The sequence below is a fragment of the Flavobacterium sp. N2550 genome (assembly GCF_025947265.1).
Lineage (GTDB): Bacteria > Bacteroidota > Bacteroidia > Flavobacteriales > Flavobacteriaceae > Flavobacterium > Flavobacterium endophyticum.
In genome coordinates this window covers 1,058,688-1,084,535 of the sequence record NZ_CP110007.1, presented here as the reverse complement: position 1 = coordinate 1,084,535, position 25,848 = coordinate 1,058,688, and the positions used below count along the sequence as shown (strand labels likewise).

Here is a 25,848-nt window from a genome sequence, read left to right as displayed (position 1 = left end):
TTTTTATAACGTTAGTCTTAATTTAAGGATTGATAATCCAAGAAACTAGATATTGCTGTCCAATTCTTCCTGCTCCGATAACTTGAAGGTAATCGTTTCCGAAAAGATTCGATGCGCTTATTTTGAATACTGATTTCATAGACGGAACTGCATAATTCATCTGAGCATCAAAAACAGTTACTGCTGGAATCATACCGTCGGCAAAAGAAGACTGCCATAGATATTCGTCGCTCCATCTTGCATTAAAGTTGAATCCAAAATTCTTGAACAAATTTTGATTACCAAGAGACGCTTTCACTCTATGTTTAGGCGTATTGAAACCTGCTATGAAAGAAGGATCTTTTGCTTGGTCAAAATCAAATTGTGCATGGTTGTAGTTGATTCCGAATTCAAAATCTTTGTAGATTTTTTTAGACAATCCTACACCGAATCCGAAAGAAGTTACATCTTCAGTCGTGTTCGTGTAAACTTGGTATACTCTACGGTCTCCGTTTGACAAAGCTTGCAATCCTAAAAGAACATTTGGATTTGCCAAATCAGCTCCAACTTCTCCATAATAAGGTCTGATTACACGAGAAGTGCTCATGAAATCATTATAAATGTTGTAATACGCATTCAAATCGACTGCAATTCCATTTTCAGTAACTGATTTATATCCTACCTCGAAAGCCTTAACTTGTTCCGGTTTTACTAGCTTGATGTTCACGATTTCTAAATCGGCAGGATTTTGAGATAATGAGAACGCTTGAACTGAAGGTACAGAATATACAGCAGAATTGTATGCATCTCTTCCTGATAAAGTAACAGTAGCTGGAGCTCCTAAAGCTTGTCCCGCCGCACTTACGTTCATCGTCTCTACGTAACGGTCAAGGTTGTCTTCAGCAGAACCTACTAAAGCAAATGGCCCTAAATCCAAACCAATGTATTGATCTTGAGTGGTTGGGTTTCTGAAACCTGTTTGGAATGACACTCTGAAATTGTGATTTTTTCTTTCGCCAGCAGAATACACAAATGATATTCTTGGAGAATACTGTCCGTCGAAGTTTTGTGATTTATCATAACGGATAGATCCTGTAAATTTCAACCTGTCTTCCATGAATTTCTTTTGAACTTGGGTATAAATACCATACTCGTCATATTTGATAGGCCCGTCAAAATCTGTAAAGATTGTTCCTTGAGAATCTAACTTATATTTTCTGAAAGATCCACCTACTTGGATTTCTGCAATGTCAATAAGTTCTTTAAAGTTATAGTTTGCATCCGCATGGTACAATTGTGACTGGTCTATAAATCTTGCTCCTTTAGTCAGGTCAGGATTTTGAATAACTGTTGCTAAAGCATTGTTGAATTCAGGCGAACCCGGCATAAATCGTGGACCTCCTGTTGGCTGAACTGCAAATTGTGGCAAGCCAGCAAGCGCAGCAGGCAATTGATTATAGTCTGCAAATTGTCTTGCAATTCCAGCAGCCTGGGTTGTATTTGCCCCCATAACAGCACTTGAAAGTTGGTAAGCTGTTGCATAGTTTGTAAACCATTCTTGGTCGGTCTTCCATGCTCTGTTGACATTCCACGCTGCAAAACGCATATCATAAGAATTACCAGCATCTTCAGTTGTCATATAAGCACGTACAAAGAAGTTTCTGTTTTTAATTTCTATTTTGCTTTGTTGCATGATAAAGTCTTCCAATCTGTATCTGTTTGCTCCTTGATAGATAGTGCTTCCGATACCTACTTTATGTTGCAGGATTACTTCGAAATCATCTTTCATTGGCTTGAAATGCAAAGAAAAATCTGCTTTTACGCTTTCGATAGAGTTATCGTTGATATCTTCTTCATAATAACCTGTTCTGCTCACTTGTCCTACGTTTGGAATAAACGTAGTCACCTCATCACCATAAATATTCAAACCGTCATAGTTCTGGTTGATTCCATGGCCAAGTCCGCCATTAGTCATACTTCTTTCATCACCAGCAATCCATTCGGTCGCTTTTAAATATGTAAAATTCGCTTTGGCTGCAAAAACATCAGAGAATTTGTGGGCCACGCGAATACCAAAATCATAATAATCATTTGTTCCGGCCAGCTTTTGGTTGGTCTTACCATATCTTGCATAGAAACTGATGCCTTCATGGTCAAAAGGACTTCTACTGTTCATAAATAAGATTCCGTTGAAGGCATTGGCACCATACAAAGCTGAAGAAGCTCCTGGAAGCAACTCAACACTCTGAACATCCAGCTCAGAAAGTCCGATCAAGTTTCCTAAAACAAAATTCAATGCTGGCGAAGAGTTGTCCATTCCATCAACCAGCTGCATGAAACGCGTGTTAGCCACCGTAGCAAATCCTCTAGTATTGATGGATTTGAACGACAAGCTGCTGGTGTTGAAGTGAACCTCTTTAAGGTTTTCCAAACCATCATAGAAAGTTGCCGAAGAAGTGTTCTTTACATCCTTAATTCCCATTCTTTCAATGGTTACGGGAGATTCAAGAATTCTTTCCGGTGTTCTAGAAGCCGACACTACGATTTCGTCAAGATTAATATCTTGGCTTAAAAGCTGTACTTCTAATTTTTGTCCTGATGTTTTGACTTCAATCGATTGCGTAGCATAACCAACGCTTGAAATCTCAACATTGTACGGGGGTTGCTTTGTTGGCTTCAGAAGGAACTTTCCTTCAACATCTGTCACTGTAGATGTCGACTCTCCAACTACCTTAATGCTTACTCCAGGAAGGGGCTGATTCGTTTCATCAGTAACGACTCCTGAAATTGAATTCTGGGCAAAGGTGACTCCACAGAATAGCAATGACAAAATAATAAAATACACTCTCATGGTTTGAATTTGTTAGTTTATATAGCCAAAGTACAAATAAATTTGATATCAATAAAAAAAGCGAGAAAATTTCTCGCTTTTAATAATATTTTTTATAAAATACTGTCTATTCTACAGTCACAGATTTTGCTAAGTTCCTAGGCTGGTCGACATTACATCCTCTCATGACAGCAATGTGGTAAGATAATAGTTGCAACGGAATTGTAGTCAATAACGGAGTCAGCGCTTCTGCAGTATCTGGAATTTCGATTACATGATCAGCTAATTCTCTTACTTGCGTATCGCCTTTTGTAACCACAGCGATAATTTTACCGCTTCTAGATTTAATTTCCTGAATATTGCTGACAACTTTATCATAGTGTCCTTGTTTTGGAGCAATTACAATAACTGGCATTTTTTCGTCAATCAAGGCAATCGGACCGTGTTTCATTTCTGCCGCAGGATAGCCTTCAGCATGGATATACGATATCTCTTTTAGCTTTAAGGCGCCTTCTAATGCCACTGGGAAATTATAACCTCTTCCTAGATAAAGACAGTTTGGAGCGTCTTTATAAATAGAAGCAATAGTTTTTGCAATATCATTTGTAGCAAGCGCTTCGGCTACTTTTTCAGGAATAACCTCTAATTCTTGAAGGTATCTGTGGAAATCTGAATTAGATAAAGTTCCTTTTGCTTTAGCCAAACGAAGCGATATCAATGTCAGAATTGTAATTTGAGTCGTAAATGCTTTTGTTGAAGCTACTCCGATTTCTGGACCAGCGTGCGTATAAGCACCTGCGTGTGTCTCGCGCGAAATAGACGAACCCACTACGTTACATACTCCAAAGACAAAAGCTCCTCTTTCTTTCGCCAACTTAATCGCTGCAAGCGTATCTGCCGTTTCACCTGATTGCGAAATAGCGATAACTACATCTTTTGGGTTGATGATTGGGTTTCTGTATCTAAATTCTGAGGCATATTCTACTTCAACCGGGATTCTTGCAAATTCTTCAAAAATATACTCTGCAACCAATCCGGCATGCCATGAAGTTCCACAAGCTACAATGATAATTCTTTCTGCATTGAGGAATTTTTCAAGATTATCTTCAATACCGGCCATTTGGATGATTCCTTTGTTGGCCAGAAGTCTTCCTCTATAGGTATCCTTGATTACGCTTGGCTGCTCATAGATTTCTTTCAACATAAAATGCTCGTAGCCTCCTTTTTCAATCTGCTCAAGATTCATCTGAAGCTCTTGAACATAAGGATCTACCAAAGAATCATCTTTGATTTTTCTTACTTTGATGGATTTGTTCTTTCTAACAATAGCCATCTCTTCATCTTCCAAGTAAATAGCATTGGAAGTATATTCGATAAATGGAGAAGCATCAGAAGCGATGAAGAATTCATCTTCACCTATTCCGATAGCCAAAGGGCTTCCCAAACGGGCCACAACGATTTCGTCTGGTTTTTTTACATCAAAAACAGCTATCGCATAGGCTCCTACTACCTGGTTCAAGGCAATCTGAACTGCTTTTCCTAATTTTAGTTTGTCTTTTTTCTGAACGTCTTCGATAAGATTTACCAAGACTTCGGTATCGGTATCCGATTTGAAAACATAGCCTCTCTTGATCAGCTCTTTTTTTAACGGCTCATAATTTTCGATGATTCCGTTATGGATGATTGCCAAATCTCCTGAATTGGAAAGATGCGGATGTGAATTCACATCATTCGGGACACCATGTGTCGCCCAACGCGTATGGCCGATTCCGATATTTCCGTTTGTGGAAATTTCTTTTGCTTTTTCTTCAAGGTCAGACACTTTTCCTTTTGTCTTCGATACTTTCATGGACTCGCCATCATATAGCATAATCCCTGCACTATCGTAACCTCTGTATTCTAATCTTTTTAGTCCTTTTATGATAATAGGATATGCATCTCTATGACCAATATATCCAACGATTCCACACATAATTTTATCGTATTAGTTAGGCTTAGTGTAATAAATTTCAAGCTTTAATCTCTTGTTTTCATTAGATGGTACCGGAGCACTTCCAAAAAGAACTGTTCCAAGCGGACTCATTACTGAAGAGAAAGGCACTTTTTTGAAAGCCGGTGAAGGCGTTCGCAATGCCACGCTAGTTGATTTAACAATATCTTCGGTTACAGAAACACCCAATCTTACGTTGGTAGAGTCTTTAAGCAATACTCTTTTAATGTGTTCTGTAATCCTGACCTTATATTGAATTCCTTTTCTATTTGTATCGTCAGCATTTCCTGTCAGCTTGACAATTCCGCCAAAAGTTACTTTCGAATATTTAGTTTTTCCTCCACCATTTGACGTATCAAAAAGATAATCTACCAATGGAATGTTATCTTTTGCGTTATACACATAAATCCTATTCGGATCCGTATTATTCGTCATTGTAGGCTGATCGACATAAAAAACCAAGTTGGCTTCATTGATAAGCCAGTTATTCGAAATTGCTTCAGTTCTCAGCGCTTCTAATTCAGCAGATTCGCCACCTCCGAACAAATCAATCATCGCTACAGAACCATTTCCGCCTTTCAAATATAATTTTTGATCTCCTGTTACCGGATTACCTACTATATTATCATACGTTTGGCTGGCGCTTGTAGAGGCATTATCCAACAAGCTTACCGTGTTTCCTTTTAAGTTAAGAACAAGTGTTTTTTCTTCAACACCATCATCAACTTCTTCACCGTTTACGATTTTTATTTTCTTATCTTCATACGTCATGGTGATGGTTCCTTTTGAAAAATCCAACAAAGCCAAAGCGCTGCCTGAAATTTCTTCTACTTGGAAATACAATCCTTTAAAATGATTTTTAAAAACGTTATTGTTTACCAAGTTGCCGCTAGACGCGATCAATTTATTATAGAAAAAATCTTTGTTTAAGTTCAGCTTCATGCTCGGAAGTTCTCTTACTATATCACCGCCTTCTTCTTCTGGCTGGATCACATGTTCTAACGGACTGAACGCAAATTGATCGTTCTGGCTTAAATCTGAAGAATCGTTTAATCTTGCTCCTTTGACACTGTTAAAAACAGCATTTTGGTCAGAATAGAATTTCTGCGCATCAACAAAACCGCCGTTTGGATCAAAATCTCTTAAATAATAGCCGTTTTCATAAACGCCCAGTTTTATTTTATTGGCGATATTCCCGTAAACAGAATCAAGCTCATACTTGTTGCTACCATCAGTTTCTGTCTTAAGGAAAGTAGTATAATAAGGTATGTTCAAGACTACTGATTTTATCTTTGCTGAGGAAGGTACATCCCTAAATTTAGGATTTTCGCTTTTTAGCTCTACTTGCGTAACAAAATTTGCTGTAGTTTTTCCGAAAATACCACTATCAAATACGCCTAATGGATTTACAGAAAGATTATTTGTTTGGACAGCGCCTGTTTTTTGATTGAATGCAACAATTGAAGAAGCGTCATTTTTTATGAATCCAAAATGATCATTATCATCCACAATGTCCGCACCTATGGAATTGTATTCGCTGTCGCAAGAAAGCAGAAATCCAAGGCCCATGACAAGAAAAAGAACCTTCTTAAAGATTGAATTATTAAGCATATTTTTAGTAATGTTTTTTATAAAACTTGATTTCTATAGAAATTAGTATAAGCTTCTGCAAACTTATCTTTCGGGGCGAAAGGTAAAAAAGGTTTTCCCGATGATTCTATAAATTTTGTTAAACTTGGAGACAGGTCATCCGAAGCAATAATGACAGCGTCTGAGTGCATAACAGAAGCCTTGATTATGTTCTCATAATTTGGCTCCGCCAAGTGCTCGATCGATTCATTTGGAATACCGTCAAAAGCTACTTTTTTCATCATTTCCATGTCCAAGTTTCCTTCAAAACCTTGGCTGTAAACCGATGTGACTATTTTTGTTTCAGAAAACAAAGCCTCATCTTTATAATAGTGCTTCATATAAATCGGAAGCATTCCAGCCAGCCAGCCATGAACGTGGATAATATCTGGAACCCAGTTTAGTTTTTTTACCGTCTCAACCACTCCTTTTGCAAAAAAGATCGCTCTTTCGTCGTTATCCGGATACAAAACTCCTTCTTCGTCCGTAAAAGTAGCTTTGCGCTTGAAATACTCGTCATTATCGATAAAATAAACCTGGATTCTTTCTTTCGGTATAGAAGCTACCTTAATAATCAGCGGCATGTCCAAATCATTTACCACCAGATTCATTCCAGAAAGACGTATAACTTCATGCAGCTGATGCCTTCTTTCATTTATGTTTCCATATCGTGGCATAAAAATCCTAATCTGCCCCCCTTGATCATTGATCATTTTCGGAACGTCATATGACATTATAGATACTTCATTTTCAGCCAAGTAAGGTACTACCTCAGATGATACATACAATATCCTCTTATCCTCCATATTGTTTTGAACTTTATTTATTGCATATAAAAACATGCAAAATTACAAAAATTTATGCAGTTATTAACAAAAATGGTAAGTTTGCACTCAATTTAATCTTAAGCTGATGCTCATTTTCAACAGACAAGAAGATCTCAAAAACCATTTAAAGTCGGTTGCCAAAGAAAATACGACAATCGGGTTTGTTCCAACAATGGGCGCACTGCACCAAGGACACTTGTCACTGATTGAAAAATCACTTGGCGAAAACCAAGTAACGGTGGTCAGTATTTTTGTAAATCCTACCCAATTCAATAATGCTGAAGATTTAGAAAAATATCCAAGGACTTTAGAAAAAGACACTCAAAAAATCGAAAACGTTAGCAAAGAGGTTTTGGTTTTTGCTCCTAGCGTTGAGGATATCTACAACGGGAATACCGTATCTGCCTCTTTCAATTTCGACGGATTAGAAAACCAGATGGAAGGCGAGCACCGACCAGGACATTTTGACGGTGTCGGCACAATTGTCAAGCGCCTTTTTGAAATCGTACATCCTACCAATGCCTATTTTGGAGAAAAAGATTTTCAGCAACTGCAGATCGTAAAAAAAATGGTCGAAAAGCATCAAATGCCCGTGAATGTTATAGGCTGCCCTATATTCAGAGAACAAAACGGACTAGCCATGAGCTCTCGAAATGAAAGACTTTCTGCACAACAAAGAGAAGATGCTTCCCTGATATACAAGACCTTAAAAACTGCCAAAGAAAAGTTTGGCACGGAAAGTGCAAAAGAAGTTACCAACTGGGTTGAAAGCGTTTTTAAAAAAAATCCAGAGTTCAAGCTGGAGTATTTTCAGATTGCAGACGAAGACCAATTACTGCCGATACAAGAAAAAGATAACAGTAAAAAATACCGCGCTTTCATTGCTGTTTTTATTAACAGTATCCGCTTGATAGATAATATTTCATTAAATTAAAAAATAATTACCTTTGCACCATGCAAATTCAAGTTGTTAAGTCCAAGATTCACCGTGTTACGGTAACTGGAGCAGATTTAAACTACATTGGAAGTATCACGATCGACGAAGCGTTGATGGAAGCCTCCAATATTGTTGAAGGAGAAAAAGTTTCTATTGTAAACATCAATAATGGCGCGCGACTAGAAACTTACGCGATCAAAGGAAACAGAAACAGCGGCGAGATTACCCTAAATGGCCCTGCGGCGAGAATGGTACAAAAAGGCGACATCATCATCATCATTTCCTACGGAATTTTAGATTTTGAAGAAGCCAAGACTTTCAAACCGACGCTCGTTTTCCCTAATGAAAAGGATAACTCCTTAACCTAAAAGTCTTTTGAAGAAAAAAATCAGCAAAATACTATCCATCCTGCTCCCAATTCTATTGGGAGTTTTTTTGACTATATACACCTATAATTCATTTACCCCCGAACAATTGGAGGAAATGAAGAGCTACTTCCGAAATGCCGATTACACTTATATTTTTATCGCCCTGATTTTCGGATTCATCAGCCATGCTGCCAGAGCCTATCGCTGGAGATTTATGCTAGAACACATGGGATACCATTCTCCGTTCAAAAATAATTTCATGGCCGTTTGGATTGCTTACTTTATGAACATGACGATACCAAGATCGGGAGAAGTTTCCAGAGCTTTGGTATTAAAAAAATACGAAGACATTCCTTTTGACAAGGCTTTCGGAAGCATTATTGCCGAAAGAGTCGTCGATTTCATTATCCTTTTGTTATTCATCGCGACTGCCGTCTTATTGCAGTTTGAAGTCTTAAAAACCTTCCTTTTAAATACGATTCCTGTAGAAAAATTATTGATTTACGGAATTGTGGCTTTTGTGATTTTCCTTTCCGCCATTCTTCTTTTTGTCTACTCAAAATCCAAATGGATCCTGATGATCAAAGGAAAAATTTCTGGATTGACAGAAGGTCTCTTGAGCGTTTGGAGAATGGAAAAAAAATGGTCCTTTCTGTTTTATACCGCTATCATCTGGATTGGGTATGTATTGACTTTCTATACCGCTATTTTTGCTTTACAAGAAACAAGCGACATCAGTTTTGGCGTTGTGGTAACCGCTTTCGTAATCGGAAGCTTGGCTATTTCTTTCTCAAACGGAGGCTTTGGCGTTTTTCCTGTGCTAATTGCCGGAATTTTAGCGTTGTACGGAATCCCAAAAGAAGTGGGAACTGCTTTCGGCTGGATTATCTGGACGTCACAAACCGTGCAAATAATTATTTTAGGCGGACTTTCGTTTTTGCTTTTGCCGATCCTCAATAGGAAAAAATAAATTATTATCTTGCTTTCCTATTTAGAGACCTCTTGTCTCTATGCTAACTAACCAAAAACCCTCGCAATGAAAAACTTCATAACTGCTGCTTTTTGCATTTTTTCTTTTAGCCTATTCGCCCAAAAAAGTGTTGAAGAAGTAAAATCTGAAAAACTAAACGGTACGCGCCAGATCATGATTTCCCTTCCGCCTGCTTATGAAAAAGAACCTGATAGAAAATTTCCGCTCCTAATACTCCTCGATGGAGAATATCTTTTTGATGCCTTCTCAGGCGCTTTGTCCTATGCTAATTATTGGGACGATCTGCCGCCGGTAATCATCGTTGGAATCAGCCAAAACAAAAACGGCGAACGTTTCAACGACAGCCAATTCGATAAAGAAACTGGATTGCCAGAAGAAGGCGGTTCTCGTTTCTACGAATTTATTGGCTCTGAATTGATTCCTGCATTAGAAAAAAAATATAGGATCGCTCCTTTCAGGGTTATTGCCGGACATGACACCACCGCTGGATTTTTGAACTTTTATCTTTACAAAGACCAGCCTGTTTTTAATGCCTATATTTCCTTAAGCCCTGAATTTGCTCCAGAAATGGAAACCCGAATTGCGGAACGCCTTGCTACATTCAAACAGCCGATTTTCTATTACCAAGCAACAGCCGATGGCGATTTGAAAAAAATGCAGAAAAAAATCAAGGAGCTTGATGAAAACATCAGAAAGATGAGCAACCCGAATGTTAATTATCGTTTTGACGAATTCAAAAATGCTACGCATTATTCTTTAGTGCTTCCTGCAGTTCCAAATGCGCTGTACCAGATATTCTCTGCCTACCAACCTATTTCTACTGTAGAATTCCAAGAAAAAATTGCAACGCTTCCAAGCGGTTATGCTGATTATTTGGCTAATAAATATGAAATTATCGAAAAATCTTTAGGAATAAAGATGCCGATTCGTGTTAATGACTTTAAGGCAATTGAAGCGGCTATTCTAAAAAACAAAGCCTATGCTGAATTTGAAAAATTATCTGCCATGGCTAGAAAAAGCTACCCTAAAGCAATGCTTGCCGATTATGAGATGGGCATGATGTATGAGCACACTGGAGATTTCAAACGTGCTTTCAAATCGTACCAAAACGCTTACACAAAAAATGAAATTGGCGACCTGACAAAAGACATGATGCTTGAAAAAGCAGATGAAATGAAGAGCAAATAAATATATGTCAAAAATAAAAACGACTTTTTTCTGCCAAAACTGCGGCGCCCAATATTCGAAGTGGCAAGGCCAATGCAATTCCTGCAAGGAATGGAATACGATTGCCGAAGAAATAATCCAAAAAGAAGACAAGAAAGATTGGAAAAGCACGCCTTCGCCTGATTCAAAAAGAGTTACGAAGCCGTTAAAAATCCATGAAATCGACAGCACCGAAGAAGTCCGCATGGACACTAGAGACGGAGAATTAAACCGTGTTCTAGGCGGCGGTATTGTTCCTGGCTCTTTAATTCTTTTAGGAGGCGAACCTGGTATTGGAAAAAGTACGTTGCTTTTGCAAATTTCTCTAAAATTACCTTATCGAACGTTGTACGTTTCCGGCGAAGAAAGCCAGAAGCAGATAAAAATGCGTGCCGAAAGAATCAATCCGTTAAGCGACAACTGCTATATCCTTACCGAAACAAAAACGCAAAATATTTTCAAGCAGATTGAAGCCATCGAGCCAGAAATCGTCATTATCGATTCCATACAAACGCTTCATACCGATTATATTGAGTCTTCTGCTGGAAGCATTTCACAGATTCGGGAAACCACTGCCGAACTGATCAAATTTGCCAAAGAAACCAATATTCCGGTCATCTTGATCGGACATATTACGAAAGACGGAAACATCGCTGGACCGAAAATCCTAGAACATATGGTTGATACTGTCTTGCAGTTTGAAGGCGACAGAAATCATATCTACAGAATCTTGCGTTCGCTTAAAAACCGTTTCGGTTCTACGGCAGAATTAGGAATCTACGAAATGCAAGGCTCCGGCTTAAGGGAGGTCTCAAATCCTTCTGAAATCTTGATTTCTCATAAAGAAGAAGAACTTTCGGGAACTGCAATTGCAACAACGCTTGAAGGCATGCGCCCATTGATGATTGAAATCCAAGCACTGGTCAGCACTGCTGTTTATGGAACGCCACAACGAAGTACTACAGGCTATAACGCCAAGCGACTAAACATGATTTTGGCCGTATTGGAAAAAAGAGCTGGCTTCCGCTTAGGCGCCAAAGATGTTTTCTTGAACGTTACCGGAGGTATTTCTGTTGATGATCCTGCCATTGACTTGGCTGTCGTGGCCGCGATTCTTTCTTCTAACGAAGATATTCCCGTTGGAAAAGATTTCTGCTTTGCTGGCGAAGTAGGACTTTCAGGAGAAATTCGTCCCGTCAATCGCGTTGACCAAAGAATCCAAGAAGCAGAAAAATTAGGCTTTTCTACCATTTTCGTTTCAAAATACAATAAGATTACGCTCAAAAATACGTTTATAAAAATCCGTCTAGTTTCAAAAATCGAAGATGTAGTAAGCGAATTATTTGGCTAGCTTAGTAGTGAGGAATGCTGTTAATTACCGCTATTTAACTATTGGTTTTCCATTAATCGTTATATTTGTTTTTTAAACCAACCACAAATCCTCAATGAGATCCAGAAAACAAAAAGCAATCCTCGCTGCAAAAATCATAGGCGTGCTTTTTGTGCTTTCCATAGGCACATTTTTTATTTTTAGAAATTCCATACTGCAAAAAGCTGTCGCAAAAGTTTCTGACAAGATGGAACGAGATTACGACAGCAATTTTTCCATTAAAAAAGCATCGTTCGAAGGTTTTTCGGGAGTTGCTCTAGAGAATGTACTTCTGATTCCGAAAAACGCGGACACTTTGCTGAATGTCGAAAGCATCAAGACCAATATCAACTTTTGGCGCTTGCTGACTGGTGATGTGCAATTAGGAACGCTTCATGTCAAAAATGGTTTTGTTCAGTTGGTCAAAAACGAAAAAGGCCGCAATTTCGACGCTTTCTTGAAACGGAAATCCAACGAAGACACTACGAATGTAGAGACAAATTATGCCGAAAAAGCCTACCGACTTCTAAACCAAGCCTTGAATCTGATTCCTACCGACATGAATCTGGAAAACATTTCGCTCCGCATGGACGATATGGGGAGAAAGGTAAAACTAGATTTGAAAAAGCTACATCTAGAAGACAAAGAACTAGAAACGACCATTGGCGTCACGGCAGATAATTTTAAGCAGAACTGGAAAATCAAGGGCTTTGCCGATCCAAGGAATAAAAAGACTGACTTGCGATTTTTTAATGTAGACACGGGCAAAATTCGAATTCCTTATGTTGATGAACGTTTCAACATGAAAGCGGGCTTCGATTCGATTCGCCTTAATGTTTCTAATATCGAAATGGACGGTGGCGAATTGCATATTGACGGCTTTACTTCTATCGCAAACTTTACCGTAAATCATCCAAAAATTGCCAATAAGGATGTTGTCATTAAAAAGGCAAATTTCAATTACAACCTGCTTTTTGGAGAAGATTTTATTGCGATTGACAGCACTTCTTCGGTTACGCTGAACAAGATGAAATTCAAGCCATATGTTTTTTATCAGAAAGTAAAAGAAGACAAAAATCAGATTTATGCCCTGAAAGTGAAAATTCCGAAAATGAAAGCGCAGGATTTTATCGTTTCGCTTCCCGAAGGACTTTTTACTAATTTTGAAGGCATGGAAGCCGAAGGAAACTTCAGTTACAACCTAGAATTCCTGTACAACAAAAAGAAGCCGAGCGAATTGGTTTTTGACAGCATGCTGAAAAAAGAAGACCTAAAAATCACCAAATACGGCGAAGCCAACCTCAACAAGTTGAATAGCGATTTTGCGTATCGCGCCATCATAAATGGAGTTCGTCAGCGGCAGATTGAAGTCGGAATGTCAAATCCAAACTACACACCTTTGGACCAGATTTCGCCTTATATCCGAAAAGCAGTACTCACTTCAGAAGATCCGTCCTTTTTCTCGCATCGCGGTTTTATCAATGAAGCGTTCAAACAGTCGATTATCAAAAACATCAAGACCAAACGTTTTTCGCGCGGGGCAAGTACCATCAGCATGCAGTTAATCAAGAACGTTTTCTTGACAAGAGAAAAAACGCTTTCGCGCAAGCTGGAAGAAATTCTCTTGGTGTATATCTTAGAAAACAACCGAATTGCCAGCAAAGAAAGAATGTTGGAAGTTTATTTCAATATTATCGAATGGGGACCGAATGTATATGGAATCGGAGAAGCAGCTTATTTTTATTTTGGAAAACATCCGTCACAATTGAACTTGAACGAATCCTTATTTTTGGCAAGCATCGTTCCAAGGCCACGAGGATTTATGTGGCAATTTGACAACCAAGGAAAACTGAAATCTTTTGCCGAAAAGCGAAACGAATACATGACCAACCTGATGATTCGCCGCGGACTGCTGACGCAAGACGATACGCTACAAAAACATTTCCCTGTAGAAATTACCGGTCCGGCCCGTTCCTTTTTGAGAATAAAAGCGCCAGATTCTACCGCTGTAGATTCTATGGCTATTGATGAGGAATTTGATTTTTAGCTATTTAAAAGCTTTTAGAAATTCTTCTTTATAACTAGGAGAGATTTCGATTTCGGAGCCGTCTTCCAACGTCACATAACCGCCTGTCCCTTTATGATAGGATTTCACAGCGTTGATGTTGATGATGTGCGACTTATGGACACGTACAAACGGAAAAGGAAGAATTTCGGTAAAATGCTTTAAAAAGCGACAGACCATTTTTTTCTGTCCGTTTGCCAGATACAAATCGGTAAAATTTCCGTTGCCGCGAAGCCTCACGATTTCTTCCATTTTCACGACTTCAAAACCTTCTAAAGTAGGGAGAATCACTTGCTGTTTTTCGGGTTTGGTTTCTTTGAAATTTTCAACGATAATCTTATTTCGGTTAAAAATCTCATGGTTTACGATATGTTGCTGTACTTTGTTTACCGCGGTAATCAATTCTTCAATGCTGATGGGCTTTAACAGATAATAAGCTGCACTTTGGTTCAAAGCTTTTAGGGAATATTCTGAAAAAGCGGTCACAAAAATGGTTTCAAACCGTAAGTCTTTACAGGCTTCTAAAACATCAAACGCATTTCCAAACGGCATTTCCACATCGAGAAAAACCAATTGCGGCTGCACTTCATGAAGCAATGGAACGGCTTCCTTAAAATTTTGAGCTTCGCCAACAACCTCAATCTGCGGGCAATATTTCTGCAGGTAGTTTTTCAAGACTTCCCGCGCTGCGGTTTCATCTTCTACGATGACGCTTTTTATTTTTTGCAATACCATCAGATTCTGTCTATTAATGGAAAATTAATTTCGACTCGTGTTCCTGTCTCTGGGCTTTCTTTCTCTGAAATTTCGAAAGTTATGTTCTTTTTATACAGCTCGTTCAAAAGGCTGATTCGTTCTCGCGTATTGGTCACGCCACGGGATTCATGCACTTTTTGATTCGTAGTTTTTAGTTCCTGGCTTTTCTTGAGTCCGATTCCGTTATCGTCAATCGTTACTTTGATCAAATTGTTCGTGAGCTTGAAATCTAGTTTTAAAAATCCTTTTCCTTCCTTATAGCGGAGGCCATGCCAAATTGCATTTTCCAGATGTGGCTGCAACAGCATGTTGGGAACAAAAACCGCATCGCCATCTAACGCTTCATCAATGGTAATCTCATAATCAAATTTTTCATTGAAGCGCAAATGTTCTAAGTCTAAATATTTTTTTAGTTGCTCTACCTCGTTATTCAGCGAAACAAAATCTTTGTTGGAATTCTCCATCATATTTCGCATCAGATTGGAATAAGACGTCAGGTATTTATTGGCTTCGAGCTCGTTATTTTCAGAAATAAATTGGTTTACAGAATTAAGGCTATTAAAAATAAAATGCGGATTCATTTCTCTTCGTAATGACTGCAAGGCAATTTTCTTGTTTTTGGTCTTGATGGAATACAGCGCTTTTACGATAAAAACAAAAAGCAAGATCATCAGCAAAACAGAACCCAAGAGAAAATAATTAAACGTATTTTTCTTGCTGATTAATTCATCTTTTAAAGCCCGTTCTTTTTCCAAGTGCTTGATCCGGTCTTCTGTTACCTGAAAAACTTTAGAATCAACTAAGGAATTATCTGATTTGATGAGGGTTTCAAAGTTCTCAAAGAAATTCTCATACAATTCGATGCTTTTATCGCCGTTCCCTTTGGCATTGTATTCTTTTATCAACTGCTCCAGACTGTTTTTAGCCAAGAGCGTCTTGCCATTTTGGATCGCAAGTTCATATGCATTTTTTAATACCGAAATTCCTTTTTCGGCATCCTGCTGCTTAAAATAGACTGTCGCCAGTTCTTGCATCTGAACAATCTGTGTTTCGGAATCATTCTTCTCTTTGGCTTCGTTGATAAGCTTTTTGTTGATTTCTATGGCTTTGTCAAATTCATTTTCCGAAGCATATACCTTGGCAATTTCACTCTTGATCTTGATGGCTTCTTCAGGCTTGTGCTTTACGTTTTCTAATGCTTTCTTATAATTTTCAACCGCTCCTTTGGCATCATTTCGATCAATACTATTTTTGGCCATTTGCTGATAGGCCTCGGCCGTTTCTTCTTTTTTGCCTTCTTTTTCTAACAAATCAATATTAGATAAAATATAATCGGACTTTTGTTCTGGCGTGCTATTTTTTAACCGTTCCGCATCATTATAATTTATCCTTTCAGCTACCTTGTCTGTAGCAATCTGGCTGGCCGATTCATAACTGACGATAGCATCTTGGGTCTTGTTTTGCGATTCTTGAACTTTAGCGATGCCGCGATTAGCATTCGCTGTTTCTTTTTTCTTGTTGCGTTTGGCATAAATATCACGGGCTTTTTTCAGATATTCTTCAGCCTTTGCGTACTCGCCTTTTGCCGAAAGTTGTTTGGCTAACGCTTCATATTTTTGAGCAGTCTGCAAGTCGTTTTCATCTTCTGACAATGATTTTTTAACTTCGGCAGCCGCCTGATTGACATCATACATCTTCTTGTCCACCTTGCCTTTCTTTTTAATAGTATCCTGTGCCGTAACGGTTTGGATACCGAACAGCAAGACCAAAAAGAATAAGGCTTCTCTTATTTTCATCATTACATATTTTCTGCAATGTAAAGTAAAATAATTCTAACCTCTTATCCTATTCCTTTCACCAATTGAAAAGCCCGTTTCACCATTTGTGGAAAAACTGAATTGCCGTACGAGATAATTTTATCCTACAAATCAATAAAAACCTTTATTATGAAAACAAGAATTATTTCCGTTGCAGTCTTTCTCGCAGGATGTTATATCTCTGTGGGAATTATAAATAACCGTTCTATAGTAGAGAACGATAAAACTCCTGAAACAAAAAAACTGGCTTCGCTTCCAGAAGGAAAAGAAGAAGAAGAAAAACCGTGTGTCTTTATGACCGTTATGGGCGAACAGCCGTCAGACGGATTTGCAAAAGTAAAACGAGACGCAAAAATCGACGACAAGATTGTCCAAGGCGAATTGTGGCTCATCAAAGCCCAAAACAAAGACGGTGGCTGGGGTGCAGGTTCGCATGCAAGACAAAACGTAATGGATCCACATGCCGTGAGTTCTGATCCGGCTACAACAGCAATGACGGCTATGGCATTGTATCGTTGCGGCTACAACTTGGAATCTGGAAAATACAGCGAGACCTTAAGAAAGAGCCTAAATTATCTTCTTTCCGAAATCGAAAAGACAAAAAACAATCCCAATTTTATAACCGAAGTCCGCGGTACCCAAATACAAAGCAAGTTAGGAGAAAACATTGATGCTGTCCTGACGCTTCAATTTCTGAATCAGGTGTATCCTTTATTAAAAGAGAAAACTTTAAAAACCCAGGTAAAAGAGGCCATCCAAATCTGCGTCAATAAAATCGAGAAATCGTATGACGAGAACGGAAAAGTAAAAGGTGCCGGTTGGGCTGGCGTATTGCAATCTTCTTTTGCCAGTTCGAGTCTTGAAAATGCGGCAAAAAATAAAGATGTAAAAGTCGATTCTGAAAAGTTGAAAAAATCTCGCGAATACCAAAAAAGTAATTATAACGCAGAAAGCGAAAGCGTAAAAACAGAAGACGGAGCCGGAGTTATGTTATATGCCGTGAGCAGTTCTGTACGTGGCAGTGCCAAAGAATCACAAGAAGCCAAGGCCATTATCAATAAAGCCAAAAGCGAAGGAAAACTAGATCGTAATGCTGTATTGAATAAAGAAAACCTCAAAAAAGCAGGCGTTTCTGAAGAACAAGCTGAAGTATATGATGTTGCTGATAAGGTTTATAAATCCGCAAAAGTAAAAGCAATGGACAAAAACGTCATAAGTGGTTTCGGAAATAACGGAGGCGAAGAATTCTTGAGCTTCTTACAAACTGGAGAATCCATGATTGTCAATCAAGACGACGAATGGAAAAAATGGTATGATGACGTGAGCGGCAGAATCATCAGCATCCAAAACAGCGACGGAAGCTGGAACGGGCATCACTGCATCACCAGTCCTGTATTCTGCACGGCAGCCTGCCTGATGATTCTTACTATTGAAAACGACATCAAAAACTTACAATAATCTAAAAACAACAAATCATGAAAACGAAAATCCTTTTTGCATCGCTTCTTTTGGCTACCTCATTCTGTTTTGGAAGCTGTGATTTCTTTAAAAAAAATCCGAAAGAGCAAGACCCAGAAATCGGACCTGAACCTGGACCTGAATTGGCTATGGTCGCTCCAGAAGACGACGGCAATACAAAAATCCAAGTGGCTTTGCTGCTAGACACTTCCAACAGCATGGACGGTTTGATTGACCAAGCAAAATCAAGGCTTTGGAATATCGTCAATACTTTGACAACGCTAAAATATGAAGGCAAAAATCCAAAAATAGAAATTGCGCTTTATGAATACGGAAACGACGGATTGTCTTCATCTTCAAATTATATCCGCCAAGTAACACCGCTTTCTACCGATTTAGACCTCATCTCGGAAAAATTATTTTCATTGCGAACTAACGGAGGTTCTGAATATTGCGGCGCTGTAATCCAAGATGCTACCAAGCAGTTGGAATGGGGAAAAGAAAAAGTAAACATGAAATTGCTTTATATTGCCGGAAACGAACCTTTCAACCAAGGCGACATCAACTATAAGGAAGCCATCAGCGATGCTTTGAAAAACGATATTTATGTGAATACGATTTTCTGCGGCGGATCGATGGAAGGTATCAACACCATGTGGAAAGACGGTGCCGAACGAGGACAAGGAAAATACTTCAATATTGATTCTGACGAGAAAGTACGCTATATCGTGACTCCTTATGACGACAGGATTTACAAATGCAACGAACGCTTGAATTCGACATATGTCGGCTACGGAAAACAAGGCTATGAGAAAAAAGAAATGCAAGCGATGCAAGACAAAAATGCGGAATCAGTTTCTTCTTCTAACTATGCAGAACGCGCTGTCAGCAAATCGAAAGCCGTTTATAAAAACGAATCTTGGGATTTGGTCGATCGTGTGAAAGAAGACAAAACGGCTTTGCAGAAAATCAAAAAAGAGGAACTTCCGAAAGAATTGCAGAACAAATCGGCAGCAGAACTAAAAACAATCGTAGATCAAAAAACCAAAGAAAGAGAAGCGATACAGAAAGAAATGGCACAGTTGGCAAAACAACGCCAAGACTATATCGATACCGAAAATAAAAAAGGAAAAAAACAAGATGATTTAGGAAATGCTATTGCTTCATCGATTTTAGATTTTGCAAAAATAAAAGGCTATACATCTGAAAAATAAGCTTTAATCCAGATAAGCCTCATAGAAATTTCTCTGTGAGGCTTATTTATTTTTCATCCTTCCCAACCTTTTGCTTCTTTTCGCTCTCTTATAAAGAAAAGACTAATCTTTAAATTTTTATTATGAAAAAGTTTCTCATTTTGTTATTGATGTTCCAAGCATCATTATATGCCCAAAAGCCTGTGTTCACGACAGCAAAAGTAAAAGCGGCGACGGTTTACTTCAATGCGGCAGAAATCTCCCAAACGGCCAGCGTAAACCTTCCGGCTGGAACTCATGAAATCGTGGTGAAAAACGTGGCCAACTGGGTCAATGAAAATTCAATCCAGATTGGAACGTCGCCTACATTAACGGTGCTGTCTGTTCAATTCACAGACAATTATATCTCTGAATATGAAATCGACACCAATTCTCCTTCGGTAAAAAAAGTAAAAGACAGCATCCTTATCGTTAAAAAAGAAATTGTGAAAATTGTTAATGCTAAAGTCTCCGAAGGAAAAACCATCGACCTATTGGACAAAAACCAGCAGGTTTCCGGGCAAAATTCTGGACTAAATGTAACGGAATTGATGAAAATGGTAGACTACTACAAAGCAAAAAGAACAGAACTGAGCAACAGCATCAATCTCTTGTCAGAAAAAGAACAGAAACTTAACGAAACACTCCAGAAATTGAATGACAAACTGGAAATCAACAACAAAAATGAAGAAAAAATATCCTCTGGAAAATTAGTCTTGCAGGTCATGAACGAAGTCGCTGGGAATGTGCCTTTAGAAATTTCGTATCTGACCAACAGCGCAACTTGGTCTCCGTTTTATGACCTGAGAGCTAACAGCGTTGCATCGCCGATTGAAATGATGTACAAAGCACAAGTCGTACAAAATACAGGAATCGATTGGAAAAATGTAAAACTGACTTTGTCATCGGGAGTTCCGAATCAAAACAATCAAGCTCCGTTATTACAAGCCTGGTTCTTGAGATATGGATATCAAGAAGAATACAAACAAAAAGATGATGCAAGAAGCAATGAATTACAGGAAGTAGTCGTACAAGCTTATGATAGCAGAAGAAAAGATAAGGCGGCAGCAGTAGCGTCTATCTCAAACTTTACGACCATTTCAGAAAACCAATTGAATATTTCGTTTGATATTGACATCCCGTATGACATCTTATCCAACGGCAAAAAACACAGCGTCGCTTTAAAGGAAATAAAATTGCCAGCGACGTATAAATATTATGCGGCTCCAACAGTGGACAAAGAAGCTTTCTTACTGGCAGAAATCAGCGACTATTCAAAATACAACCTGCTGAAAGGCGAAGCCAATATTATTTTTGAAGGAATGTATGTCGGAAAAACTTTCGTAGATCCGAACCAGACTTCAGATACCTTGAACTTGAGCATGGGAAGAGACAAGAAGATTTCTATCAAACGTGAAAAGGTAGTAGACAAATCGGGAACAAAATTTCTGTCTTCAAACAAGATGCAGACCTTTACGTTTGAAACGACCGTAAGAAACAACAAAAAAGAAGCTGTCCAATTGATGCTCAAGGATCAATATCCGCTAAGCACCGACAAGGAAATCGAAATCGAATTAAAACAGAGCGACAATGCAAAAGTCAATGCCGAAACCGGAATTCTTACTTGGGATTTAAATCTGAAGCCAAACGAAACCAAGAAAATACGAATCAGCTATACCGTCAAATACCCTAAAAATAAAATCATCGATAATCTTTAAAAAAGGAAGCCTCATTACAATAATGAGGCTTTTTTATTAAAAAAATACTTATAATTAAAAAATGTAAACATTTCATTATGAGTATTTTCAAAAATTATTTTATAAATTTACTTCCTAACCTAATTGCTATAGAAATGAAAACAACTTTACAATTGCTAGTACTACTATTCTCAAGCCTTGCTTTCTCGCAGACTATAGGAATAGTTCCTTTTGCAACGGGATTCACTAATCCTATTGAAATTGCCCATGCTGGAGATTCCAGATTGTTTGTCGTAGAACAGGCCGGAATTATCAAAATCGTCAGTTCAACCGGAACCATAAACGCAACTCCTTTTCTTAATATTTCGAGCTTGGTGAGCTGTTGTGGAGAAAGAGGCCTTTTAGGCTTGGCCTTCCACCCGAATTATGCTACAAACGGCTTTTTTTATGTCAATTATACTAATACTGGCGGAAGTACCGTAATCGCCAGATATTCTGTAAGTGCTAATCCTGATGTCGCGAATACAACAGGCACTATCTTGATGACAATTGCTCAGCCTTTTTCCAATCATAACGGAGGTACCATAAAATTTGGTCCTGATGGCTATTTGTATATCGGTATGGGTGATGGCGGAAGCGGTGGCGATCCTGGAAATAGAGCGCAAAACATCAACGAACTTTTAGGAAAAATGTTGAGAATCGATGTGAATTCTGGTTCCCCTTACGGAATCCCTCCTACAAATCCTTATGCCGGAGCGACAGCTGGAGCAGATGAAATCTGGGCCATCGGACTTCGTAATCCTTGGAAATTTTCGTTCAACAGACTCAACGGCGATTTATGGATTGCCGATGTAGGACAGGATCAAGTTGAGGAAATAAACAAAGTAAGTCCTACAGCTGCTGGACTAAACTACGGCTGGAGATGCTATGAAGGCAACAGTCCGTACAATACAGCTGGCTGTGCTGCCATGTCAACAATGACTTTCCCTGTCGCTCAATATACGCATGCGTCAACAGGAGGCTGTTCGATTACTGGAGGTTATGTATATACGGGAAGCACCTATCCTGCCATGCAGAACAAATATTTCTTTGCTGATTATTGCGTCAACAGAATTGGAATGGTGAGTACCACAGGAACAATAACCTATTCTGCCAATTTTTCTGGATCGAACTCTTTTACTTCTTTCGGAGAAAATTCAAGCGGCGAATTGTTCGTGACCGGAACGTCTCAAGACATTGTGTATAGAGTTATAGATACGGCATTAGGCACTGATGATTTTGCACAAAATGGATTCTCAATGTATCCAAATCCAGCAGATTCAGAACTTTTCTTGTCTAGCACTAACGAAAATATCCTTCAGAAAATCTCGATTATCGATTTATCAGGAAAACTTCTTTTGGAACAGAAATTAGAAAATACGTCTATCAATTCGATCAATATCAGCTCGCTTCAGACAGGTATTTATGTTGTTACGGTAGAAGATGTTTCAGGCAACCGATTCACATCAAAATTGGGTAAAAAATAATCTGTAACTTGACCTATGATGACAGAATCTTGGCTTCTTATTCGTTAAGAAGCCAAGATTTTTATTTTTATCTAGGGTGCTGGATTCGGACGAATGGCTTGGATTTCATCAATGGCTTTTAGCATTTCTTCAGAAAGTACAGTCCCGACAGTATTGATGTTTTCTTCCAGCTGTTTTAAATTGGTAGCGCCTACAATGGTGGCTGTCACAAACTGTTGTTGACGGATAAAAGCCAAAGACATTTCGGTCAACGTCAGTCCAAATCGTGTAGCAGTTTCTTGATAGAGCTTTGTAGCTTCTTTTGTCTGTTGTGAATTGTATCGCGTAAAATTCGGAAACAAATTCAATCGGGCGTTTGGATGTTCTTCTCCTGTGAGGAATTTTCCAGACAAAGTACCAAAAGCCAATGGCGAATAGGCCAAAAGACCGACATTTTCACGGTAAGCGGTTTCTGAAAGTCCGACCTCAAAAGTACGATTCAGCAACGAATACGGATTTTGGATCGTCGAAATTCTCGGCAGATTATGCTTTTTGCTTTCTTCCAAAAAACGCATCACGCCCCAAGGCGTCTCATTAGAAACACCTATCGCTCGAATTTTTCCGTCTTGGATTAATTCTTGTAAAGCTTCTAAAACAGACTGTATGTTATCTTCCCACGCATCTTCTTGGATCTTGAATCCGCGCTGTCCGAACATATTTGATTTGCGTTCCGGCCAATGCAATTGGTATAAATCGATATAATCGGTATGCAACCGTTCCAAGCTTTTTTCTACGGAAAGTTTTAGGGTTTCGGCAGTAAACGCCATGTCTTCGCGCACATACGGCATTCCTCTATTTGGACCTGCAATTTTGGTAGCCAGAACAATGTCATTCCTTTTTCCTGATTTCTGCAACCAGCTTCCAATGATTCGTTCTGTGTCGCCAGTTGTTTTTTCTCTAGCAGGAACGGGATACATTTCGGCCGTATCAATAAAATTAATGCCTTTGTCAAGTGCAAAATCCAATTGGGAATGTCCGTCTGCTTCTGTATTTTGTTGTCCAAAAGTCATGGTTCCGAGACAGATTTCACTGACTTTTAGGTTGGTATTGGGAAGGGTATTGTAGTTCATTTAAGGTACTAAGTTGCTAAGTTTTTGAGGGGCAAAGGTACAAAGTTTTTGAGGTTTTGAGGTATTCAGGGTGTTGAGATACTGAGGCGCTAAGGTACTAAGTTTTTGAAGGATTGGGAAATGAGGTGCTAAGGTTTGGGCTGTCCGTTAAATTAAAAAAGACCCAAAACAAATGTCCTGAGTCTTTATATTATAAACAAAAAGCTTTATCACTTACATACTTAAAGCCTTAGCGCCTTAGTACCTCAGCAACTTAACCTCTTTTCCTACAATTCATTCAACATCTTAGAAATCTCATCCAATTTTGGAGTCAGGATAATCTCGATTCTTCTGTTTTTAGCTTTTCCTTCCGCCGTTTCGTTTGGAGCTAGCGGAGCAAATTCGCCACGTCCAGCTGCCGTAAGGTTCTTTTTGTCGATCGCTTTGTTTTCAGCCAAGATGTTCACGATAGCCGTAGCACGTTTTGTAGATAAATCCCAGTTGTCTGTAATTTGTCCGGTTCCACCATAAGGAACGTTATCAGTATGTCCTTCGATCAATACAGAAATGTCTGGATTTACGCCCAAAACTTTACCTACTTCTACGACTGCTCTTCTACCTTCTGTTCCAACAGACCAGCTTCCTGAACCAAAAAGTAGTTTGTTTTCCATAGAAACATATACTTTTCCATTTTTTTGTTCTACAGTCAAGCCTTTTCCTTCAAAGCTGTTCAATGCTTTTGAAAGCGTTTCTTTCAGCTTTCTCATGCTCTCTTCTTTGGCAGCAATCATTCCTTCCAATTCATCTACTCTTGAAGAACGTTCTTTTAATTCTGCTTGCAATTTGTTTAGCCTTTCTTGTTCTGCTGCCAATGCTTTTTCTTTAGCTTCCAACTGTGCTAAAAGCTCACGGTTTTTCTTCATGTTGGTATCTAAGGCATCACCGCTGTTTTTTTCAAGAGCAGCGTATGATGATTTCAACGTATTCAAGTTTGCGCTGGCTGCCGCATAATCTGCTGCAAGTTTGTCTCTTTCTGCTTTCAGCTTTTCTAATTGCGACTTCAAGTCTTTGCTTTCGATGTCTAGCTTGTTTTTCGCTTTCGTAAGATCTTGGTTCTCGTCAGAAAGATTTCGGTTTTCTTTTTTCAGGTTGGCGTATTTGTCTTCCAGTTCTTTGTAAACTTTCGACGAAACACACGAAGTGGTTAATGCCAGGGCTAATACTCCTAACGTTACTTTTTTAATCATGATTTTGAATTGGTTTTTATTTATTTCTAGTTTTTAGGGAATCTACTCTATTTCTACTAAAACAGGACAGTGGTCCGAATGTTTGGCATCGGGCAAGATTACAGATCGCTTTAGCCTGTTTTCTATAGGACGGCTGGCAAGAATATAATCGATTCTCCAACCTTTGTTATTGTTTCTGGCATTGGCCCTGTAGCTCCACCACGTGTAATGATGCGGATCTTTATTGAAGTGGCGGAACGAATCGATGAATCCGTTTTTCATAAAAAGATCCAACCAAGAACGTTCTTCTGGAAGAAATCCTGACACTTTTGCATTTCGAATCGGATCATGGATATCAATGGCTTCGTGGCAGATATTATAATCGCCGCAGATCAAAAGATTGGGAACTTCTTTTTTGAGCTCGTTGATATAATTCTGGAAATCATCCATGTACATAAACTTATGATCGAGCCTCAAAATATTCGTACCCGAAGGAAGATACAGGCTCATCACCGAAAAATCATCGTAGTCAACGCGAAGGTTCCTGCCTTCAAAATCCATGTGCCCGATTCCTGTGCCAAATACTACATTGTTCGGCTTTGTCTTGCATAAAACGGCTACGCCGCTATAGCCTTTCTTTTGTGCCGGAAACCAATAATTATAAGGATAGCCTGCTTTTTCAAATTCGTCTAACGGAATCTGGTCTGGCGTTGCTTTAATTTCTTGAAGACAAATAATGTCCGGACTCGCATGTTCCAGCCATTCTAGGAAGCCTTTTGCAATGGCTGCCCTTATTCCATTGACATTGTAGGAGATAATTCTCATGGTTGCTTTGTGTTTTGACTTTTTCAAAAGTA

19 protein-coding genes are annotated in these 25,848 nt (G+C 38.8%); 10 read left to right on the top strand and 9 right to left on the bottom strand.

The window, feature by feature from the left end; translation table 11 throughout:
- Positions 1–22 precede the first annotated feature (22 nt).
- The 4 genes from OLM56_RS04655 to OLM56_RS04640 all read right to left on the bottom strand — a co-directional run bounded on the left by OLM56_RS04655 (position 23) and on the right by OLM56_RS04640 (position 7,234).
- Positions 23–2,830, bottom strand: a complete 2,808-nt coding sequence (locus OLM56_RS04655; protein WP_264528494.1) for a TonB-dependent receptor — start codon at positions 2,828–2,830, stop codon at positions 23–25.
- Positions 2,831–2,936: 106 nt separating this feature from the next.
- Positions 2,937–4,781 carry a glutamine--fructose-6-phosphate transaminase (isomerizing) gene (gene glmS / locus OLM56_RS04650; protein ID WP_121375878.1) on the bottom strand — a complete coding sequence of 615 codons (1,845 nt, stop codon included), beginning with the start codon at positions 4,779–4,781 and terminating at the stop codon, positions 2,937–2,939.
- Between the two features lie 12 nt (positions 4,782–4,793).
- Entirely contained in the window at positions 4,794–6,410 is a 1,617-nt protein-coding gene (locus OLM56_RS04645) for a DUF4270 domain-containing protein (protein ID WP_264528493.1), read from the bottom strand.
- A gap of 17 nt (positions 6,411–6,427) precedes the next feature.
- A complete protein-coding gene (locus tag OLM56_RS04640; RefSeq protein ID WP_121376267.1) occupies positions 6,428–7,234 on the bottom strand; it encodes a glycogen/starch synthase in 807 nt (268 codons plus the stop codon).
- A 106-nt stretch (positions 7,235–7,340) separates the two neighbouring features.
- Here OLM56_RS04640 and panC point away from each other — a divergent pair, with 106 nt between their 5' ends.
- From panC to OLM56_RS04610, 6 genes are all read left to right on the top strand, one after another.
- Positions 7,341–8,189 (top strand): pantoate--beta-alanine ligase, encoded by an 849-nt coding sequence (gene panC / locus OLM56_RS04635; protein ID WP_264528492.1) that lies wholly within the window; start codon positions 7,341–7,343, stop codon positions 8,187–8,189.
- A 20-nt stretch (positions 8,190–8,209) separates the two neighbouring features.
- Entirely contained in the window at positions 8,210–8,560 is a 351-nt protein-coding gene (gene panD / locus OLM56_RS04630) for an aspartate 1-decarboxylase (protein WP_121375875.1), read from the top strand.
- A 7-nt stretch (positions 8,561–8,567) separates the two neighbouring features.
- Positions 8,568–9,530, top strand: a complete 963-nt coding sequence (locus OLM56_RS04625; protein ID WP_264528491.1) for a lysylphosphatidylglycerol synthase transmembrane domain-containing protein — start codon at positions 8,568–8,570, stop codon at positions 9,528–9,530.
- A gap of 66 nt (positions 9,531–9,596) precedes the next feature.
- On the top strand, positions 9,597–10,739 hold the full coding sequence (locus tag OLM56_RS04620; RefSeq protein ID WP_121375873.1) for an alpha/beta hydrolase: 1,143 nt from the start codon (positions 9,597–9,599) through the stop codon (positions 10,737–10,739).
- Positions 10,740–10,743: 4 nt separating this feature from the next.
- Positions 10,744–12,108 (top strand): DNA repair protein RadA, encoded by a 1,365-nt coding sequence (radA, locus tag OLM56_RS04615; RefSeq protein ID WP_182493265.1) that lies wholly within the window; start codon positions 10,744–10,746, stop codon positions 12,106–12,108.
- Between the two features lie 94 nt (positions 12,109–12,202).
- Complete coding sequence (locus OLM56_RS04610; RefSeq protein ID WP_264528490.1) at positions 12,203–14,173, top strand: transglycosylase domain-containing protein; 1,971 nt, start codon at positions 12,203–12,205, stop codon at positions 14,171–14,173.
- Here the strand turns inward: OLM56_RS04610 and OLM56_RS04605 are convergent, their stop codons facing one another.
- Both OLM56_RS04605 and OLM56_RS04600 read right to left on the bottom strand, forming a co-directional pair.
- A complete protein-coding gene (locus tag OLM56_RS04605; protein ID WP_264528489.1) occupies positions 14,174–14,926 on the bottom strand; it encodes a LytR/AlgR family response regulator transcription factor in 753 nt (250 codons plus the stop codon).
- Positions 14,926–16,746 (bottom strand): histidine kinase, encoded by a 1,821-nt coding sequence (locus tag OLM56_RS04600; protein ID WP_264528488.1) that lies wholly within the window; start codon positions 16,744–16,746, stop codon positions 14,926–14,928. Before OLM56_RS04600 ends, OLM56_RS04605 begins: the two co-directional genes overlap by 1 nt.
- Positions 16,747–16,893: 147 nt before the next feature.
- Between OLM56_RS04600 and OLM56_RS04595 the strand changes: the two genes are divergently transcribed.
- The 4 genes from OLM56_RS04595 to OLM56_RS04580 all read left to right on the top strand — a co-directional run bounded on the left by OLM56_RS04595 (position 16,894) and on the right by OLM56_RS04580 (position 22,677).
- Positions 16,894–18,222, top strand: a complete 1,329-nt coding sequence (locus OLM56_RS04595; RefSeq protein WP_264528487.1) for a hypothetical protein — start codon at positions 16,894–16,896, stop codon at positions 18,220–18,222.
- Between the two features lie 17 nt (positions 18,223–18,239).
- Positions 18,240–19,436 (top strand): vWA domain-containing protein, encoded by a 1,197-nt coding sequence (locus OLM56_RS04590; protein WP_264528486.1) that lies wholly within the window; start codon positions 18,240–18,242, stop codon positions 19,434–19,436.
- A 122-nt stretch (positions 19,437–19,558) separates the two neighbouring features.
- Complete coding sequence (locus tag OLM56_RS04585) at positions 19,559–21,172, top strand: DUF4139 domain-containing protein (RefSeq protein WP_264528485.1); 1,614 nt, start codon at positions 19,559–19,561, stop codon at positions 21,170–21,172.
- 134 nt (positions 21,173–21,306) lie between these two features.
- A complete protein-coding gene (locus OLM56_RS04580) occupies positions 21,307–22,677 on the top strand; it encodes a PQQ-dependent sugar dehydrogenase (RefSeq protein WP_264528484.1) in 1,371 nt (456 codons plus the stop codon).
- 71 nt (positions 22,678–22,748) lie between these two features.
- Here OLM56_RS04580 and OLM56_RS04575 read toward each other — a convergent pair whose 3' ends face one another.
- The 3 genes from OLM56_RS04575 to OLM56_RS04565 form a co-directional block, all read right to left on the bottom strand.
- Positions 22,749–23,786, bottom strand: a complete 1,038-nt coding sequence (locus OLM56_RS04575; protein ID WP_264528483.1) for an NADP(H)-dependent aldo-keto reductase — start codon at positions 23,784–23,786, stop codon at positions 22,749–22,751.
- A gap of 266 nt (positions 23,787–24,052) precedes the next feature.
- Positions 24,053–25,012: an OmpA family protein gene (locus OLM56_RS04570; RefSeq protein ID WP_264528482.1), complete on the bottom strand. Its 960-nt coding sequence runs from the start codon at positions 25,010–25,012 to the stop codon at positions 24,053–24,055.
- Between the two features lie 42 nt (positions 25,013–25,054).
- Positions 25,055–25,816 (bottom strand): exodeoxyribonuclease III, encoded by a 762-nt coding sequence (locus OLM56_RS04565; RefSeq protein ID WP_264528481.1) that lies wholly within the window; start codon positions 25,814–25,816, stop codon positions 25,055–25,057.
- Between the last annotated feature and the right edge of the window lie 32 nt (positions 25,817–25,848).

Coding starts and splice junctions, on each gene's coding strand:
- OLM56_RS04580 (WP_264528484.1), top strand. CDS start 21,307: ATGAAAACAACTTTACAATTGCTAGTACTACTATTCTCAAGCCTTGCT.
- OLM56_RS04645 (WP_264528493.1), bottom strand. CDS start 6,410: ATGCTTAATAATTCAATCTTTAAGAAGGTTCTTTTTCTTGTCATGGGC.
- glmS (WP_121375878.1), bottom strand. CDS start 4,781: ATGTGTGGAATCGTTGGATATATTGGTCATAGAGATGCATATCCTATT.
- OLM56_RS04575 (WP_264528483.1), bottom strand. CDS start 23,786: ATGAACTACAATACCCTTCCCAATACCAACCTAAAAGTCAGTGAAATC.
- panC (WP_264528492.1), top strand. CDS start 7,341: ATGCTCATTTTCAACAGACAAGAAGATCTCAAAAACCATTTAAAGTCG.
- OLM56_RS04610 (WP_264528490.1), top strand. CDS start 12,203: ATGAGATCCAGAAAACAAAAAGCAATCCTCGCTGCAAAAATCATAGGC.
- panD (WP_121375875.1), top strand. CDS start 8,210: ATGCAAATTCAAGTTGTTAAGTCCAAGATTCACCGTGTTACGGTAACT.
- OLM56_RS04585 (WP_264528485.1), top strand. CDS start 19,559: ATGAAAAAGTTTCTCATTTTGTTATTGATGTTCCAAGCATCATTATAT.
- OLM56_RS04640 (WP_121376267.1), bottom strand. CDS start 7,234: ATGGAGGATAAGAGGATATTGTATGTATCATCTGAGGTAGTACCTTAC.
- OLM56_RS04590 (WP_264528486.1), top strand. CDS start 18,240: ATGAAAACGAAAATCCTTTTTGCATCGCTTCTTTTGGCTACCTCATTC.
- OLM56_RS04620 (WP_121375873.1), top strand. CDS start 9,597: ATGAAAAACTTCATAACTGCTGCTTTTTGCATTTTTTCTTTTAGCCTA.
- OLM56_RS04605 (WP_264528489.1), bottom strand. CDS start 14,926: ATGGTATTGCAAAAAATAAAAAGCGTCATCGTAGAAGATGAAACCGCA.
- OLM56_RS04595 (WP_264528487.1), top strand. CDS start 16,894: ATGAAAACAAGAATTATTTCCGTTGCAGTCTTTCTCGCAGGATGTTAT.
- radA (WP_182493265.1), top strand. CDS start 10,744: ATGTCAAAAATAAAAACGACTTTTTTCTGCCAAAACTGCGGCGCCCAA.
- OLM56_RS04565 (WP_264528481.1), bottom strand. CDS start 25,816: ATGAGAATTATCTCCTACAATGTCAATGGAATAAGGGCAGCCATTGCA.
- OLM56_RS04655 (WP_264528494.1), bottom strand. CDS start 2,830: ATGAGAGTGTATTTTATTATTTTGTCATTGCTATTCTGTGGAGTCACC.
- OLM56_RS04570 (WP_264528482.1), bottom strand. CDS start 25,012: ATGATTAAAAAAGTAACGTTAGGAGTATTAGCCCTGGCATTAACCACT.
- OLM56_RS04600 (WP_264528488.1), bottom strand. CDS start 16,746: ATGATGAAAATAAGAGAAGCCTTATTCTTTTTGGTCTTGCTGTTCGGT.